The organism is Ideonella sp., assembly GCF_041918995.1.
Lineage (GTDB): Bacteria > Pseudomonadota > Gammaproteobacteria > Burkholderiales > Burkholderiaceae_C > Ideonella.
Genome location: NZ_JAYRUN010000011.1, coordinates 16133 through 30930, shown reverse-complemented (window position 1 = coordinate 30930; position 14798 = coordinate 16133). Strand labels below are relative to the sequence as shown.

Here is a 14798-nt window from a genome sequence, read left to right as displayed (position 1 = left end):
TTCGCTTCCACTTCTTCACGACTGCGACCATGACCGACACCGTCACCCGTATCCGCGCCATCCTGGCCCAGCACGCCCGCCTCGCCAAGGACGCCGCCACGCTGCCGGAGGACGCCGACCTGTACCAGGCCGGCATGAGCTCGCACGCCAGCGTGAACGTGATGCTGGCCCTCGAGGGCGCCTTCGACATCGAGTTCCCCGACCACATGCTCACGCGCAGCGTGTTCTCGAGCGTGAACGCCATCCGCTCCGCGGTCGAGGAACTGACCGCGCAGGCATGAGCCACGCGCCGGCCGGCCGCCTGCCGCTGCAGGGCGAGTGGGACATCGCTCCCGGCCTGCCGGCACAGGCTGCGCCACCGGCCAACGCACCCTGGCGCCGCATCCCCGGTCCCATGCCGGTGGCGGCCGCCCTGGCCGAGGCGGGCGAGTGGACGCTGGACGGCCCGGCGCGCGATTTCGACCGCGAGTGCTGGTGGTACCGGTGCCGCTTCGAGGCGCCGGCCGGCCGCCCTCTGGATGCGGCGGTCCTGGGCTTCGACGGGCTGGCCACGCTGGCCCGGGCCTGGCTCAATGGCGAGCCCCTGCTGGCCAGCCGGTCCATGTTCCGACCGCACCAGCTGGACGTGGGGCGGCGGCTGCGCCCCGGCAGCAATGAGCTGTGGCTGCGCTTCGACCCGCTGTCCGAGGCGCTCGGCGCACGCCGGACGCGGCCGCGCTGGCGCACGCCCATGGTGGCGCAGCAGCAGCTGCGCTGGTTCCGCACCACGCTGCTGGGACGCACCCCGGGCTGGTCGCCGCCCGCGGCCGTGGTGGGGCCGTGGCGTCCGGTCTGGCTGGACTGCGGCGACACCGGCGCGCCGGCCGACCTGCACCACCAGGCCCAGGTCGTGGGCGATGCCGGCGAGCTGGCCGTCCAGGTGAGCTGGCCGGTGGGGGCCGACGTGCACGCGGTGCGCGTGCGGCTCGACCACGGCGGCACCCTGCACGAACAGGCGCTGCAGCCCGTCGACGCTCTCCATGCCTGGCGTGGCACGCTGCGCGTCGAGCAGCCCCTGCGCTGGTGGCCGCACACCCACGGCGAGCCGCGGCGCCACGCCGCCTGGCTGGTGTACACCTCCGGTGGCCGGGAGCACACGCTGCCGCTCGGCCCGGTGGGCTTCCGCGCGGTGCAGGCCGACACCTCGGCCGGTGGCTTCGGCCTGGTCGTCAATGGCGTGCCGGTGTTCGCCCGTGGCGTGTGCTGGACGCCGCTCGACACGCTGCGCCTGCAGGCGCCGGCCGAGGGGCTGCGCCCGGTGCTGCAGCGCCTGCGCGATGCGGGGCTGAACCTGGTGCGCGTGCCGGGCACCATGGCCTACGAGTCCGAGGCTTTCCTCGCCCTGTGCGACGAGCTGGGCCTCATGGTCTGGCACGACCTGATGTTCGCCAGCATGGACTACCCGGGCGAGGACCCCGACTTCCTCGACGACGTGGATGCCGAGCTGGAGGCGCAACTCGGCCTGTGGGCCCGGCACGCGAGCGTGGTGGTCGTCTGCGGCAACTCCGAGGTGGCACAGCAGGCGGCCATGTGGGGCGCGGCACGCGAGCACTGGCAGCCGCCCCTGTTCCACGTGCACATCGCCTCGGCGGTGGCCGCGGCGCTGCCCGGCTGCGTGTGGTGGCCGTCCAGTGCACATGGGGGCGCATTCCCGTTCGAGCCGCGGCACGGCACCACCTCGTACTACGGCGTGGGCGCCTACCGCCGCCCGCTGGACGACGCGCGCCACAGCGGCCTGCGATTCGCCGCCGAGTGCCTCGCCTTCGCCCAGGTGCCCACGGACGCCGCCCTGGCGCGCCTGCGCGGGCTCAACGACGGCTTGCCGCTGCGTGCCACGCACCCGCTGTGGAAGGCCCGTGCCTGCCGCGACCTGGGGGCCGGCTGGGATTTCGACGACGTGCGCGACCACTACGTGCAGCGCCTGTTCGGGGAGGACCCGGCCGTGCTGCGGCAGACCGACCCGCAGCGCCACCTGGTGCTGGGCCGGGCGGCGGCGGCCGAGGCCACGGCCGGCGCCTTCGACCGCTGGCGTGCGGCCGGCTCGGCCTGCCGCGGGGCCCTGGTGTGGTTCCTGCGCGACCTCTGGGCGGGGCCGGGTTGGGGCCTGCTCGATGACGAGGGCCTGCCCAAGGCCGCGTTCCATGCCCTGGCGCGCGTGTGCCAGCCTCTGCACTGGGCGGCGCTGGACGACGGGCTGAACGGCATCACGCTGCATGCGGTGAACGAGCAGGACCGGGCCGTGCCCGGCCAGCTGCGGGCCGTGCTGCTGCGCGAGGGCGAATGGCCGGTTGCCGAGGGCCAGCTGGGCCTGGTGCTGGCCCCCCGATCGTCGCGCGCCCTGGCCCTCACCGATGCATTGCCCGGCTTCTTCGACGCCAGCTGGGCCTACCGCTTCGGGCCGCGGCCGGCGGACACCCTGGTGCTGCGCTGGGCCGGCGAGGACGGGCCGGCCGTGGAGCGCGTGCTGTTCCTGGGCGAGCGCCTGGTCCAGGCCGACATCGGCCTGGAGGCCCGGGCCTGGGCGGTGGACGACGACACCGTGGTGTTGAGCGTGCGCACCCGAGCCGCCGCCCGCGGCGTGCACCTGGAGGCGGAGGGGTGGCTGGCCGAGGACGAGTACTTCGACCTCGCGCCCGGCGCCGAGCGGCGGCTGCGTTGCACGCGCTGGCCGGGCCAGCCGGCGCGCACCTGGCGGGCCAGCGTGCAGGCCATCAACGCGGTGCGCCCCGCCGCAGCGCCCTTGTCGCCGTCTGCCGCATGAGCGGGCTCGGGCGGCGGTGAGCGGCCGTGAGCGGCGGTGACCATGGTGAGCAACCGCCAGTGTCCATCGGGAAGCGAAGGCAAGCCACCGTCCGCTGACGTAAGGCGCGCAACGCCCGGAAAGAGTGCTGGGTGAGGCGGGGGCCGCTGGCTAGATTGGCGGCTCCCTCAACTGCATCACGCAAGGAGCCTTACCCATGCAGCAACGCATCCGCCTCGCCCCCGCCCGTCGCGTGTCCGTCTCGCGTGCCGCCGCCCTCGTGGGCATGGCCGTCGCCCTCGGCGGCCTGGTGGCCACGGCCGCCCGTGCCCAGGGCCAGGCGCCTGCCGCCATGTCGGCCACCGCCAACCCCACGGCCGACATGTTCGTGAAGGCCGACGCCAACCGCGACGGCAAGCTCTCGCGCGACGAGGTGAAGACCCTGCCGGCCATCGCCGAGAAGTTCGACATGCTGGACAAGGACAAGGACGGCGCCCTGAGCGCCGAGGAGTTCGCCGCCGGCGCCGCCGTGCGCTGACGCCGCCCGCGGCTAGCGCGAACCGAGCAACACCACCAGCGCGCCGGCGCCTCCCTGGGGGCCCGGCGCCTGGGCGAACGCAATCACCTCGCGGCGCTGCGCCAGCCAGCGCTGCACCTTGCCCTTGAGCACGGGCGTCTTGCCCGGCGACCCGTGGCCCTTGCCGTGCACCACGCGCACGCAGCGCCGCCCCTGCTGGTGGGCCTGGCGGATGAAGCCCGCCAGCGCCTCGCGGGCTTCCTCCCGGCGCATGCCATGCAGGTCGATCTGGCCCTGGATGGCCCATTGGCCCTTGCGCAGGCGGGTGAGCACGTCCTGGCCGATGTCCGGCCGCCGGAAGCTCAGCCCGTCGTCCGTGAGCAGCAGGGATTCCACGTCCACCTCGTCCGACAGCGCCTCGCGCAGCGCGGCCTGCTCGTCGAGCTCACGCTGGCGCGGCACGGGGGCGGGCAGGGCCCGGACGAGCGGCGCCTTGGCCGGGACGCGCAGCGGCTGCACCGGGCCTACGGCGTGCACGAAGGCATGGCGCTCCCGCTCGCGGCGCGCCGCGTCGGCTGCCTCGCGGGCCCGCAGGGCCGCCGCTTCGGCCTGGGCACGCCGCATGGCGTCGCGCAGGGCGCCGAGGTCTTTCAGGCTGTTCGACTTCACGATGGCCGGATTGTCCCGGCTTCGGCCGATCAGAGCAGGCCGCGCTCCGCAAAGCTGACCACGTGGCCGGTGCCCACGACGAGGTGGTCCAGCACGCGCACGTCCACCATCTGCAACGCGGCCTTGAGCGACTGGGTGAGGTACTCGTCCGCCCGCGACGGCTCGGCCAGCCCCGAGGGGTGGTTGTGGGCCAGGATCACGGCGCCCGCGTTCAGGGCCAGGGCCTGGCGCACCACCTCGCGCGGGTACACGCTGGTCTGGGTGAGCGTGCCCTGGAACAGCTCACGCCACTCGATGAGCCGGTGCTGCGCATCGAGAAAGAGCACCGCGAACACCTCGTGCCCGAGCTGGCCCAGCTGCAGGCCGACGAAGTCCTTCACCTTCGCGGGGCTGTCGAATGCCGGTGCGTGGCGCAACTGCTGGGCCAGGGCGCGGCGCGCCAGCTCCATGACCGCGGCGAGCTCGGCGCGCTTGGCGGGGCCCAGGCCCTTGATGCGGCGGAAGTCGTCCGCCTGGCTGTGCAACAGCCCCGCCACGCCACGAAAGTGCGTGACCAGCTCGTCGGCCAGGGCGAGCACGCCCTTGCCCTTCATGCCGGTGCGCAGCAGCAGCGCCACCAGCTCGGCATCGGCCAGGGCGGCCGCCCCATGGGCCAGCAGCTTCTCGCGCGGGCGCAGGGCCGCGGGCAGGTCCTTCATCGGTGGGCTCTCCACGGTGGGGCGGTGTCGGGGGCGGTGTCGGGGGCGGCTGGCACACGATACGCAGCGGCCCGCCGCGCGCCCATCACCCCAAGAGGGGAGCGGGGGCGTGGCGCGGGGGGCGCCGGTAGAATCGGGGTTTGCCCGCGGCGCCCGGTTCGGCGCCTGCCTGTCGTGAAAGCCCTGCCCGTGACCGCCGTTCAGCCCGGGTCGTTCCTGACCCTCCACTACCGCCTGGCCGGCCCCGACGGCGGCGACGTGGTCAGCACCTTCAACGACCAGCCGGCCACGCTCACCGTGGGATCCGGGCAACTGGCGCCGGCCATCGAGCGCCACCTGATCGGGCTGGAGGAGGGCGCCGAGGCCACCTTCGCGCTGGCCCCGGGCGAGGCCTTCGGCGAGCGCAACCCCGAGATGATGCAGCGCGTGAGCCGTGCGCTGCTGGCCCAGCACGGCGACCCGGAAGCCGAGTACACGCTGGGCGACGTGGTGGAGTTCCCCACGCCCGATGGCACCGGCCGCTTCGCCGGCGTGGTGCGTGAGCTGGGCGACGACTGGCTGCTGTTCGACTTCAACCACCCGCTCGCCGGCCAGGCCGTGACCTTCCAGGTCCGGCTGATCGGCGTGCTCTGACGGGCGAACGCATGGCCGTGCAACCGCATGAGGTGCTGCTGGCCGAGCCGCGCGGCTTCTGTGCCGGCGTGGACCGCGCCATCGAGATCGTCGAGCGCGCGCTGGCGCGCTTCGGCGCGCCCATCTACGTGCGCCACGAGATCGTGCACAACACCTACGTGGTGAACGACCTCAAGGCCAAGGGCGCCATCTTCATCGAGGACCTGGCCGACGTGCCGCCCGGTGCGACGCTGGTCTTCTCGGCGCACGGCGTGGCCAAGGCCGTGCGGGTCGAGGCCGCGCAGCGCGGCTTCCAGGTCTTCGATGCCACCTGCCCGCTGGTCACCAAGGTGCACGTGGAGGTGGCCAAGCTGGCCAAGGAAGGCTACGAGTTCATCATGATCGGCCACAAGGGGCACCCCGAGGTGGAGGGCACGATGGGCCAGCTGCACGAGGGCATCTACCTCGTGGAGGACGTGGCCGACGTGGCGAAGGCGCCCGTCACCCGGCCGGACCGCCTGGCCGTGGTGACGCAGACCACGCTGAGCGTGGACGACGCGGCCGAGATCCTGGCCGCCGTGAAGGCGCGCTTCCCGCAGGTGCGCGAGCCCAAGAAGCAGGACATCTGCTACGCCACCCAGAACCGCCAGGATGCGGTGAAGGTGATGGCGCCGCAGGTCGACGTGGTGGTGGTGGTGGGCAGCCCCACCAGCAGCAACAGCAACCGCCTGCGTGAGCTGGCCGAGCGCCTGGGCACGCCGGCCTACATGGTGGACGCCGCCGAGGACCTGCAGGAAGCCTGGCTGGACGGGCGGCCGCGCGTGGGGCTGACGGCGGGGGCCTCGGCGCCCGAGGTGCTGGTCAACCAGGTGGTGGACCGCCTGCGTGCGCTGGGCGCCGTGTCGGTGCGCAAGCTGTCCGGCGTGGAGGAGACCGTGCACTTCCCGCTGCCCAAGGGGCTGGGCGACAAGTCCATGGCCGAGGTGGCCGCGTCCCGATCCTGACGAAGCGCCCCTCACGGTCAGGCGCCCATGTCCGCATGCGGCGCCTTTTTGTTGCCTTCCTACAATCGCCCGAACCCCGAAAGACCCATCCCATGCTCGACATCACCCTGCTGCGCAAGGACCTGGACGCCGTGGTGGCCCGCCTGGCCGCGCGCAAGACCCCCCAACCCTTCCTGGACGTGGCGGCCTTCACCGCCCTGGAGGCCGAACGCAAGCGGCTGCAGGTGCGCACCGAGGAACTGCAGGCCGAGCGCAACCGCGTGTCCAAGGCCGTGGGTCAGGCGAAGGCCAAGGGCGAGGACGCCGCGCCGCTGATGGCCCAGGTGGCCGGCATCGCCGACGAGCTCAAGAGCGGGGCCGAGCGGCTCGATGCGCTGCAGGCCGAACTGTCGGCCCTGCTCATGGGCATTCCCAACCTGCCGCACGACAGCGTGCCGGTGGGCGCCGACGAGACCGGCAACGTGGAGGTGCGCCGCTGGGGCCAGCCGCGCGCCTTCGACTTCGCCGTCAAGGACCATGTGGACCTGGGCGCCCCCCTGGGGCTCGATTTCGAGACGGGCGCGAAGCTCAGCGGCTCGCGCTTCACCTTCCTGAAAGGGCCGGTGGCCCGCCTGCACCGCGCGCTCGCCCAGTTCATGTTGGACGTGCAGACCCAGGAGCACGGCTACACCGAGTGCTACACGCCCTACATCGTCAACCGCGAAGTGCTCGAGGGCACCGGGCAGCTGCCCAAGTTCAAGGAGGACATGTTCTGGGTGCTGCGGGGCGGAGACGAGCAGCAGGCCGAGCAGTACCTCATCTCCACCTCGGAGATCTCGCTGACCAACACCGTGCGCGGCGAGATCCTCGCGGCCGACGCGCTGCCGATCAAGCTCACCGCCCACAGCCCCTGCTTCCGCTCGGAAGCCGGCTCGGCCGGCCGCGACACGCGCGGCATGATCCGGCAGCACCAGTTCGACAAGGTCGAGATGGTGCAGGTGGTCCACCCGGAGAGGAGCTACGAGGCGCTCGAGCAGATGACCGGCCATGCCGAGGCCATCCTGCAGAAGCTGGGCCTGCCGTACCGCGTCATGCTGCTGTGCACCGGCGACATGGGTTTCGGTGCCACCAAGACCTACGACCTCGAGGTGTGGCTGCCGGCCCAGGGCACCTACCGCGAGATCAGCTCGTGCTCCAACTGCGAGGCCTTCCAGGCGCGCCGCATGCAGGCCCGCTTCAAGAACGCCCAGGGCAAGACGGAGCTGGTGCACACGCTCAATGGCTCCGGCCTGGCCGTGGGCCGCACCCTGGTGGCGGTGCTGGAGAACTGCCAGCGCGCCGACGGCAGCATCGAGGTGCCGGAGGCACTGCGGCCCTACCTCGGCGGCCAGTCCGTCCTGTCGGCCTGACACCGGCCGCACCCGGCCACCGCGTCCGCCCGCGCGTCCGGTGGCCATGCGTCCCGCGCCTGCCCTGACCGACGACCCCGCCGCCCTGGCGGCGGCCTGGGCGGCGCTCGCGCCCATCGAGCGTGACGTGCTGGGCGCGCTGGCCCTGGCCTTCCAGCCCCGCGCACGCGACACCGTGGCGGCGCTGCTCGCCATGCCGGCGCTGCGCGAAGCGGCCACCGTGCGGGCCAGCCTGGATGAGGTGCGCGGCGCCCTCGCCCGGCTGCAGCAGGCCGGCTGGGCCAGCTGCCCGCGGCGGCCCGGCTTCTGGGCCGTGGCGCCCGGGGCGCTGGCCTGGGTGACGCGCCAGCTGCTGGACCGCGTGCCGCCGGAGCGCCTGCGCGACGCGCTGGCCGCCGCCGACGGGTATGCCGGGCTCGCCCCGGCCGCACGCTTCGGCGCGCCCAGGGTGCCGCACGGCGAGGCGGCCGTCGCGCTGGTGCGGCTGGAGCTGCTGGCGGGCGCCTCTGCGGCCGAACTGCGGGCCCTGGATGACCGGCTGCCCTGGGGCCTGCGGGCCGACGCGCTGGTGGAGCCGGCGCTGGCCGACGGGCTGGACGATGCGCTGTTCGCCCGCCTGCACCCGGCCTGGCAGGCGGCCGAACTGGAACGTGCCTGGCGCACCTGGGCCGAGGTGTGGCAGCCGCCTCCGGGCTGGCAGCCCGGCCCGGCCACCGACCGCCTCCTGGCGCCGGCAGCGGGGCAGGGGACCGGGCTGGGCGTCGCGGCGCTCGAGCCGCTGCGCTGGGCACGTGCCGACCACCTCCTGGCCAGCGGGCAGGCGGCGGCGCTCGAGGCGCTGCTGCCGCCGTCGCACGAGCCTGCACTGGACGACGAGGCCCGCGCGGTGCGCGCTGCCTACCGGGCGGCCGTGGCGGCGCAGGCGGGCCGGTGGGACGAGGCGGTGGCCGGGTTCGAGGCGGCGCTGGCGGCGCTGCGCCAGGCCACGGGCCGCCGGCGCGGCCTGCTGCCGGTGCCACTGTCGCTGGCGTACGTGGTGGCGCTGCTGGGCCGCCGCACGCCCGCGGCCGACGAGCAGGCCCTGAAGTTCGCGCTGGGCGAGGGCGGCAAGCGCGAGCCGCAGCTGGACAGCCCCTTCGGTTTCATTGCCCTGGCGATCCTGATCCAGCAGGGCGAGCGAGCGCGCCAGCTGGGTCCCTTCCTGCCCGCCCGCAGCGGTGGCTCGGCCTACGTCTCCCCGCTGGACTTCTGGCGGTGGCAGATGCGCGCCTGGCTGAAGCAGGGCGCCGTGCCCGAGCCCCTGTCGGCCGCGGAGGCCGAGGCGGCAGGGCGGCTGGCCGAGCGCCTGCGCGAGGCGGGCCTGGCCCGGCGGCTCGCCGAGTTCGAGGCCGCCATGCAGGTGCTGGCGGGTGAGTCCGCGCCGGCCTGGTACGTCGTGCCCGGCCCCGCGGCGCCCTGGCAGGCGGCGCTCGCGGCCCTGGGCGCGGCGGTGCAACCCGCGGCTGCCCCGGCGCCCGGGCCGGCGGCGGCCGCACCGACCCGCCTGGTGTGGGTGCTGGAGGTGGAGGCCGATGGCCGGGTGGCCGATGTGCTGCCCCACGAGCAGCGCCAGGGCACCCGGGGCTGGGGCAAGCCCCGGCCGGTGCCGCTGTCGCGTCTGCAGCGCGAGGCGGACGCGCTGCCGCCGCACGATGCCGCCGTGGCGAGGGCGATCCGCCAGGCGCGCTACGGCGCCGCGCACCGGCTGGACCGCGCGGCCGCCCTGGCGGCGCTGGTGGACCATCCCGTGGTGGCCTTTGGCGACGCGCCCGAGCGGCTGGTGCGGCTGTCCGAGGCGGCGCCCGAGCTGGACGTGCAGGACGACGGGCCGCTGCTGCGCGTGCGCATGTGGCCCGCCATGGCGGTGGGCCACGACGCGGCCGCACCGCGCTGGGCCGCCAGCGCCGAGGAGCAGCAGGAGCTGGATGCCCTGCGCCTGGTCTGCGTGGTGCGTGACACGCCCACCGAGGCGCGGCTCGTGCGGCTGAACGCCGCGCAGAAGCGCGTGGCGCAGCTGCTCGGGCCGCAGGGGCTGGAGATCCCCCGTGAGGGCGCGGCGCAGCTGCAGCAGGTGCTCACCGGCCTGGGTGCGCACTTCCGCATCCATGCCGACGAGGCCGCCGTGGCGTCGCCCACGGCCCGCGAGCTGCCGGCCACCGCGCGCCTGCGTGCCGAGCTCACCCCGGTGGGCCACGGCCTGCGGCTGCGCCTGGTGGCCGCACCGTTCGGCCCCGCGCACCGCGACGGCCCCCGGCTGGTGCCCGGCGCCGGGCGCACCCGCGTCGTCGCCACGCTCGGTGGCGAGGCGCTCGCCGTCACGCGCGACCTGCCCGCCGAGCGGGGCTTCCGCGACGCCGTGCTGGACGCCTGTCCCCAGCTGGCCCTGCCCGCCACGGCCGATGCGCCCTGCGAATGGCAGCTGGACGATCCGCAGGATGCACTCGCCACGGTGGAGGCCCTGAACCGGCTGGCCGGCGCCGTGACGCTGGAGTGGCCGCAGGGCCGCACGCTCACCGTGGACACGGCCGGCTTCTCGCAGCTGGCGGTGCGCGTGCACACGCGGCAGCAGTGGCTGGCACTGGAAGGCGAGCTGCGCGTCGACGACGGGCTGGTGCTGGGCATGCAGCAGCTCATGGGCGCGGCTGTCTCGGGCAGCCGGTTCGTCCCCCTGGGCGAGGGGCGTTTCCTGGCCCTCACGCGCGAGCTGCGCGACCGGCTGCGTGACCTGGCTGCCGTGGCCGAATCGCGGGCCGGGGCGGACCTGGCCACGCTGCGCATCCCCACCGTCGCCGCGCCCTGGCTGCAGCAGGTGCTGGACGACGCCACCGGCGCGCAGGTGGACGTGGACCCGGCCTTTGCCGCGCGCCTGACGCGGCTCGACGAGGCCCGTCGGCTGGTGCCGCGCCTGCCGGCCACGCTGCAGGCGCAGCTGCGCCCGTACCAGGAGGAGGGCTTCGAGTGGGCCATGCGCCTGGCCCATGCCGGCCTGGGCGCCTGCCTGGCCGACGACATGGGCCTGGGCAAGACGCTGCAGGCCCTGGCGGTGCTGCTGGCACGGGCCGCGCAGGGGCCGGCCCTGGTGGTGGCCCCCACCTCGCTGGTGGGCAACTGGCGCGCGGAAGCGCTGCGCTTCGCGCCCACGCTGCAGGTGCAGGTGTACGCCGAGGGCGGCCCGCCCGGCGAGCGCGAGCGGCTCATCGAGGCGGCGGGCCCGGGCACGCTGCTGCTCGTGTCCTACCCGCTGCTGCAGATCGACGCGGCCGCCTTCGCGGCGCGCTCCTGGGCCACCCTGGTGCTGGACGAGGCGCAGGCCATCAAGAACGCGGCCGCCAAGCGCAGCCAGGCGGTGTTCGCGCTCGATGCGGCCTTTCGCCTCGCGCTCTCGGGCACCCCGGTGGAGAACCGGCTGGCGGAGCTGTGGTCGGTGATGCGGGCGGTGAACCCCGGGCTGCTGGGCAGCGCCGCCCGCTTCGCCGAGCGCTTCGCCGGGCCCATCGAGCGCCAGCACGACAAGCACGCGCAGCAGACCCTGCGTCGGCTCATCGCCCCCTTCGTGCTGCGGCGGACGAAGGCGCAGGTGCTGGACGACCTGCCGCCGCGCACCGAGCTCGTGCTGCGCGTGCAGCCGGACGAGGCGGAGGCGGCCCACTACGAGGCGTTGCGCCGGGATGCACTGATCGCCGCCGAGCGCAGCCTGGGCGGCGATGCACCGGGCCAGGCGCAGCTGAACGTGCTGGCCGGGCTCACGCGGCTGCGGCGCGCGGCCTGCGACCCACGCCTGGTGAGCCCGCACCTCAGCGTGCGGGGCGCCAAGGTGCAGGCCTTCGCCGAGCTGGCCCAGGAGCTGGTGGCCAACGGCCACAAGGCGCTGGTGTTCAGCCAGTTCGTCGATTTCCTCACCCTGCTGCGCGAGCCGCTGGACCGGGCCGGCATCGCCTACCAGTACCTCGACGGCAGCACGCCCGCGGCCGAGCGAATGCAGCGCGTGGACGCCTTCCAGGCGGGCCAGGGCGACCTGTTCCTCATCAGCCTGAAGGCGGGCGGCTTCGGCCTGAACCTCACGGTGGCGGACTACGTGGTGATCGCCGACCCCTGGTGGAACCCGGCCGCCGAGGACCAGGCCAGCGGCCGCGCCCACCGCATCGGCCAGCGGCGGCCCGTGACCGTGTACCGGCTGGTCAACGCACAGAGCCTGGAGGAGAAGATCCTCACCCTGCACCGGGACAAGCGCGAGCTGGCCGAGCGCCTGCTCGACGGCACCGACGGCTCGGCGCGCCTGCCGCCCGCCGAGGAACTGGTGGCGCTGATGCGTGAAGACGACGACACCGCGCGCCGCTACGAGTGACCGCGTGTTTTATGGCTAGAATGCGCGGCTTCACCTCAGCAGACCACGGGTGAGCCGCAAGCAGGAGAGGTGGCAGAGTGGTCGAATGCACCGGATTCGAAATCCGGCGTACTGGTTCTCCAGTACCGAGGGTTCGAATCCCTCCCTCTCCGCCAACGACGCCACGACGGGCCCTTCGGGGCCCGTTGGCTTTTCCGGCAAGCCCCTGCACGGGGCATGGCCGGCGCGTGCGGGCCAAAGGGCGTACGATGGCTCGGCAGACCCGCGCAAGCGGTCGGTCCCGTCGGTCCTCCTTCTGCCGTCGCGCCCGGCGCGGCGGCTCGGTCGAAACCCCCGTCATTGATGGCCCCGCGTTCTGCGGTGCGAGGCATGTCGTCGCGCGCCTCTTCGAGCCGAGGACACTGCCCATGACCCCCGATACCGTCCGCACACCGCACGGCGCCATGTCCACGCAGCGCCAGCGTGTCCTGCATGACGCCCTGGCCGCCGCGGTGGCCCTGCTGCACCGCCGGCGCGCGAGCCAGATCCCCGAGACCGACATCGACGACTACGTGCGCCTGCATTGGCTGCGCTGGGACGGCGGCGGGCTCAAGCTCACGGCGCTCGGCGAGCAGATGTGCCTCGTGGCCCCGGCCAGGGTGGCCTGAGATCGGCGCCCACGCCGAGACGCCCATGGCGCGCCCGCTTGGCGCCCCACGTACCCCGCGCGCGTACCGCTGCTGCTGCGGGCGCCAGGTCTTCTTCCGCAACAGCCGCTGCCTCGGCTGCCGTGCCGAGCTCGGCTACGTGCCCTCCCGCCTGGCGTTGCAGGCGCTGAGCGGCCCGGACGCCGGGGGCTCGTCCACGGCGACGAGCTGGCGCCTGGCCGAGCAGCCGGACGGCCCGGCGCTGCGGCGCTGCGACAACTTCGCCAGCCCGGCGGCCTGCAACTGGCTCATCGAGCCGGGTGACCGGCCGGGCGTGCGGCTGTGCCGTGCGTGCCGACTCAACCGCACCATCCCCGACCTGTCCGTCGCCGGCAATGCCACGCTGTGGCTGCGCATGGAGCGGGCCAAGCGCCGGCTGGTGTCGCAGCTCATCGGGCTGGGGTTGCCGGTGGCGTCGAGGGTGACGGAGGACCCCCAGCAGGGGCTGGCCTACGACTTCCTGCGCTCCGTGCCGGGGCGCCCGCCCGTGATGACCGGGCACCACAACGGCATCATCACCATCCAGCTGGAGGAGGCGGACGACGCGGTGCGCGAGCGCATGCGCGTGCAGATGGGCGAGCCCTACCGCACCCTGCTTGGCCACTTCCGACACGAGATCGGCCACTACTACTGGGACCGCCTGGTGCGCGGCACCGCCTGGCATGCGCCCTGCCGGGAGGTCTTCGGCGACGAGCGCAGCGACTACGCCGCCGCCCTGCGCGCGCACTACGCCAAAGGGCCGCCCGCGGACTGGCCGCAGCGTTTCGTGAGCCCGTACGCCAGCATGCACCCGTGGGAGGACTGGGCCGAGAGCTTCGCCCACTACCTGCACCTGCACGACACGATCGACACCGCGGCCAGCTTCGGCATCGACCCTGGCCGGGTGGACATCGAGACCGCCCCCTGGGGCGAGGACGCCCTGTGGAGCCGACATGACCCGACGCGACTGGCCTTTCTCGACATGCTCAACGCCTGGATGCGCATGACCCGCGTGATGAACGAGATGTCCAGCGCGATGGGCCAGCACGACTTCTATCCGTTCGTGCTGCCCCGCGCGGCGGTGGCCAAGCTGCACGTCATCCATTGCCTGGTCACCGGGGTGGCGCCGCCGCGGGCGGCCGAGGCGACGGCACGGGGGGCGGCATGAGCCGGGCGGCTCCTGCGCCCGGCGTGCGCATCGCCCTCAGCGCGCAGCTGGCCTACCGCGTCGGCGCCGGTGGTGCGGATTTCGTCTTCAACATCCACCCGGCCCACACGGCCTGCCAATCGGTCTCGGCCGAGCAGCTGCGCATCAGCCAGCCGGTGGCGGCCGACATCCAGACCGAGCCGGCCACGGGCAACCGCTACCTGCGCCTGCGCGCCGAGCCCGGTGACCTCTTCGTGGCCTATTCCGCCACGGTGGACCTGCACCACCACCGCGCCCCGCCCGACGCGCTGACGGAGCTGCCCATCCACCGCCTGCCGCTGGAGGCCATCGGCTACATCTACCCCAGCCGCTACTGCGAGTCGGACCGGCTGGTGGCCATGGCCACCAAGCAGTTCGGCAGCCTGGCGCCGGGCTACCGGCGGGTGCAGGCGATCATGCAGTGGGTGCGCCAGCAGGTGACCTACACCTCCAACACCTCCAGCTCCCGCACCACGGCCGTGGAGACGCTGATCGACCAGGTCGGCGTGTGCCGCGATTTCGCGCACCTGATGATCGCGCTGTGCCGGGCGGTGAACATCCCCGCCCGCTTCGCCACCGGCACCGACTACGGCGCCGACCCGGCGATCGGCCCGCCGGACTTCCATGCCTATGTCGAGGTCTACCTCGGCGACCGCTGGTACATCGTCGATCCCTCGGGCACGGGCATTCCCATGGGCTTCGTGCGCATCGGCACGGGGCGCGACGCCGCCGACGTGGCCTTCGCGACCATCTTCGGTGCGGTCGAGTCCAGTGCGGCACCGCGCGTGAGCGCCGTGGCCGTGGTCGACCCCGCGCGTGGCCTGGGCTGGCCGGTGCACGGCGAGGAGGCCCTGTCCACCGACGCAGGCCGCGCCGTGCCCGGCTGACCGGGCGGC

The 14798-nt window shown here is 74.1% G+C and carries 12 protein-coding genes and 1 tRNA gene; 11 read left to right on the top strand and 2 right to left on the bottom strand.

All coding sequences use genetic code 11. The features are described 5' to 3' along the window. Positions 1 to 29: 29 nt before the first annotated feature. The 3 genes from ACE3UN_RS11355 to ACE3UN_RS11345 all read left to right on the top strand — a co-directional run bounded on the left by ACE3UN_RS11355 (position 30) and on the right by ACE3UN_RS11345 (position 3317). Complete coding sequence (locus tag ACE3UN_RS11355; protein WP_374675058.1) at positions 30 to 281, top strand: acyl carrier protein; 252 nt, start codon at positions 30 to 32, stop codon at positions 279 to 281. Next, on the top strand, positions 278 to 2800 hold the full coding sequence (locus ACE3UN_RS11350; protein ID WP_374675057.1) for a glycoside hydrolase family 2 protein: 2523 nt from the start codon (positions 278 to 280) through the stop codon (positions 2798 to 2800). Before ACE3UN_RS11355 ends, ACE3UN_RS11350 begins: the two co-directional genes overlap by 4 nt. A gap of 196 nt (positions 2801 to 2996) precedes the next feature. Next, on the top strand, positions 2997 to 3317 hold the full coding sequence (locus ACE3UN_RS11345; RefSeq protein ID WP_374675056.1) for an EF-hand domain-containing protein: 321 nt from the start codon (positions 2997 to 2999) through the stop codon (positions 3315 to 3317). Positions 3318 to 3329: 12 nt separating this feature from the next. Here the strand turns inward: ACE3UN_RS11345 and ACE3UN_RS11340 are convergent, their stop codons facing one another. Together ACE3UN_RS11340 and radC are read right to left on the bottom strand one after the other, a co-directional pair. Continuing rightward, entirely contained in the window at positions 3330 to 3965 is a 636-nt protein-coding gene (locus ACE3UN_RS11340) for a Smr/MutS family protein (RefSeq protein WP_374675055.1), read from the bottom strand. Between the two features lie 29 nt (positions 3966 to 3994). Further along, entirely contained in the window at positions 3995 to 4663 is a 669-nt protein-coding gene (radC, locus tag ACE3UN_RS11335) for a DNA repair protein RadC (protein ID WP_374675054.1), read from the bottom strand. 189 nt (positions 4664 to 4852) lie between these two features. Between radC and ACE3UN_RS11330 the strand changes: the two genes are divergently transcribed. The 8 genes from ACE3UN_RS11330 (at position 4853) to ACE3UN_RS11295 (ending at position 14789) form a co-directional block, all read left to right on the top strand. After that, on the top strand, positions 4853 to 5296 hold the full coding sequence (locus ACE3UN_RS11330) for a peptidylprolyl isomerase (RefSeq protein ID WP_374675053.1): 444 nt from the start codon (positions 4853 to 4855) through the stop codon (positions 5294 to 5296). 11 nt (positions 5297 to 5307) lie between these two features. Beyond that, positions 5308 to 6279: a 4-hydroxy-3-methylbut-2-enyl diphosphate reductase gene (ispH, locus tag ACE3UN_RS11325; protein ID WP_374675052.1), complete on the top strand. Its 972-nt coding sequence runs from the start codon at positions 5308 to 5310 to the stop codon at positions 6277 to 6279. A 92-nt stretch (positions 6280 to 6371) separates the two neighbouring features. Beyond that, the gene (serS, locus tag ACE3UN_RS11320) at positions 6372 to 7667 is read left to right on the top strand and encodes a serine--tRNA ligase (protein WP_374675051.1); all 1296 of its coding nucleotides are present in this window, start codon (positions 6372 to 6374) and stop codon (positions 7665 to 7667) included. Positions 7668 to 7713: 46 nt separating this feature from the next. Then, positions 7714 to 12051 (top strand): SNF2-related protein, encoded by a 4338-nt coding sequence (locus ACE3UN_RS11315; RefSeq protein ID WP_374675050.1) that lies wholly within the window; start codon positions 7714 to 7716, stop codon positions 12049 to 12051. A gap of 63 nt (positions 12052 to 12114) precedes the next feature. Beyond that, positions 12115 to 12206, top strand: a tRNA-Ser gene (locus ACE3UN_RS11310). Between the two features lie 252 nt (positions 12207 to 12458). Next, positions 12459 to 12698, top strand: a complete 240-nt coding sequence (locus ACE3UN_RS11305; protein ID WP_374675049.1) for a hypothetical protein — start codon at positions 12459 to 12461, stop codon at positions 12696 to 12698. A gap of 25 nt (positions 12699 to 12723) precedes the next feature. After that, positions 12724 to 13884, top strand: coding sequence for a putative zinc-binding metallopeptidase (locus tag ACE3UN_RS11300; RefSeq protein WP_374675048.1), 1161 nt, complete (start codon positions 12724 to 12726; stop codon positions 13882 to 13884). Beyond that, entirely contained in the window at positions 13881 to 14789 is a 909-nt protein-coding gene (locus ACE3UN_RS11295) for a transglutaminase family protein (RefSeq protein WP_374675047.1), read from the top strand. The genes ACE3UN_RS11300 and ACE3UN_RS11295 overlap by 4 nt, the downstream gene beginning before the upstream one ends. Positions 14790 to 14798 lie beyond the last annotated feature (9 nt).

Excerpts from the sequence above, each read along its gene's own strand:
- ACE3UN_RS11345 (WP_374675056.1), top strand. The coding sequence starts at position 2,997 with ATGCAGCAACGCATCCGCCTCGCCCCCGCCCGTCGCGTGTCCGTCTCG.
- ACE3UN_RS11355 (WP_374675058.1), top strand. The coding sequence starts at position 30 with ATGACCGACACCGTCACCCGTATCCGCGCCATCCTGGCCCAGCACGCC.
- ACE3UN_RS11295 (WP_374675047.1), top strand. The coding sequence starts at position 13,881 with ATGAGCCGGGCGGCTCCTGCGCCCGGCGTGCGCATCGCCCTCAGCGCG.
- ACE3UN_RS11315 (WP_374675050.1), top strand. The coding sequence starts at position 7,714 with ATGCGTCCCGCGCCTGCCCTGACCGACGACCCCGCCGCCCTGGCGGCG.
- ACE3UN_RS11350 (WP_374675057.1), top strand. The coding sequence starts at position 278 with ATGAGCCACGCGCCGGCCGGCCGCCTGCCGCTGCAGGGCGAGTGGGAC.
- ispH (WP_374675052.1), top strand. The coding sequence starts at position 5,308 with ATGGCCGTGCAACCGCATGAGGTGCTGCTGGCCGAGCCGCGCGGCTTC.
- serS (WP_374675051.1), top strand. The coding sequence starts at position 6,372 with ATGCTCGACATCACCCTGCTGCGCAAGGACCTGGACGCCGTGGTGGCC.
- radC (WP_374675054.1), bottom strand. The coding sequence starts at position 4,663 with ATGAAGGACCTGCCCGCGGCCCTGCGCCCGCGCGAGAAGCTGCTGGCC.
- ACE3UN_RS11305 (WP_374675049.1), top strand. The coding sequence starts at position 12,459 with ATGACCCCCGATACCGTCCGCACACCGCACGGCGCCATGTCCACGCAG.
- ACE3UN_RS11300 (WP_374675048.1), top strand. The coding sequence starts at position 12,724 with ATGGCGCGCCCGCTTGGCGCCCCACGTACCCCGCGCGCGTACCGCTGC.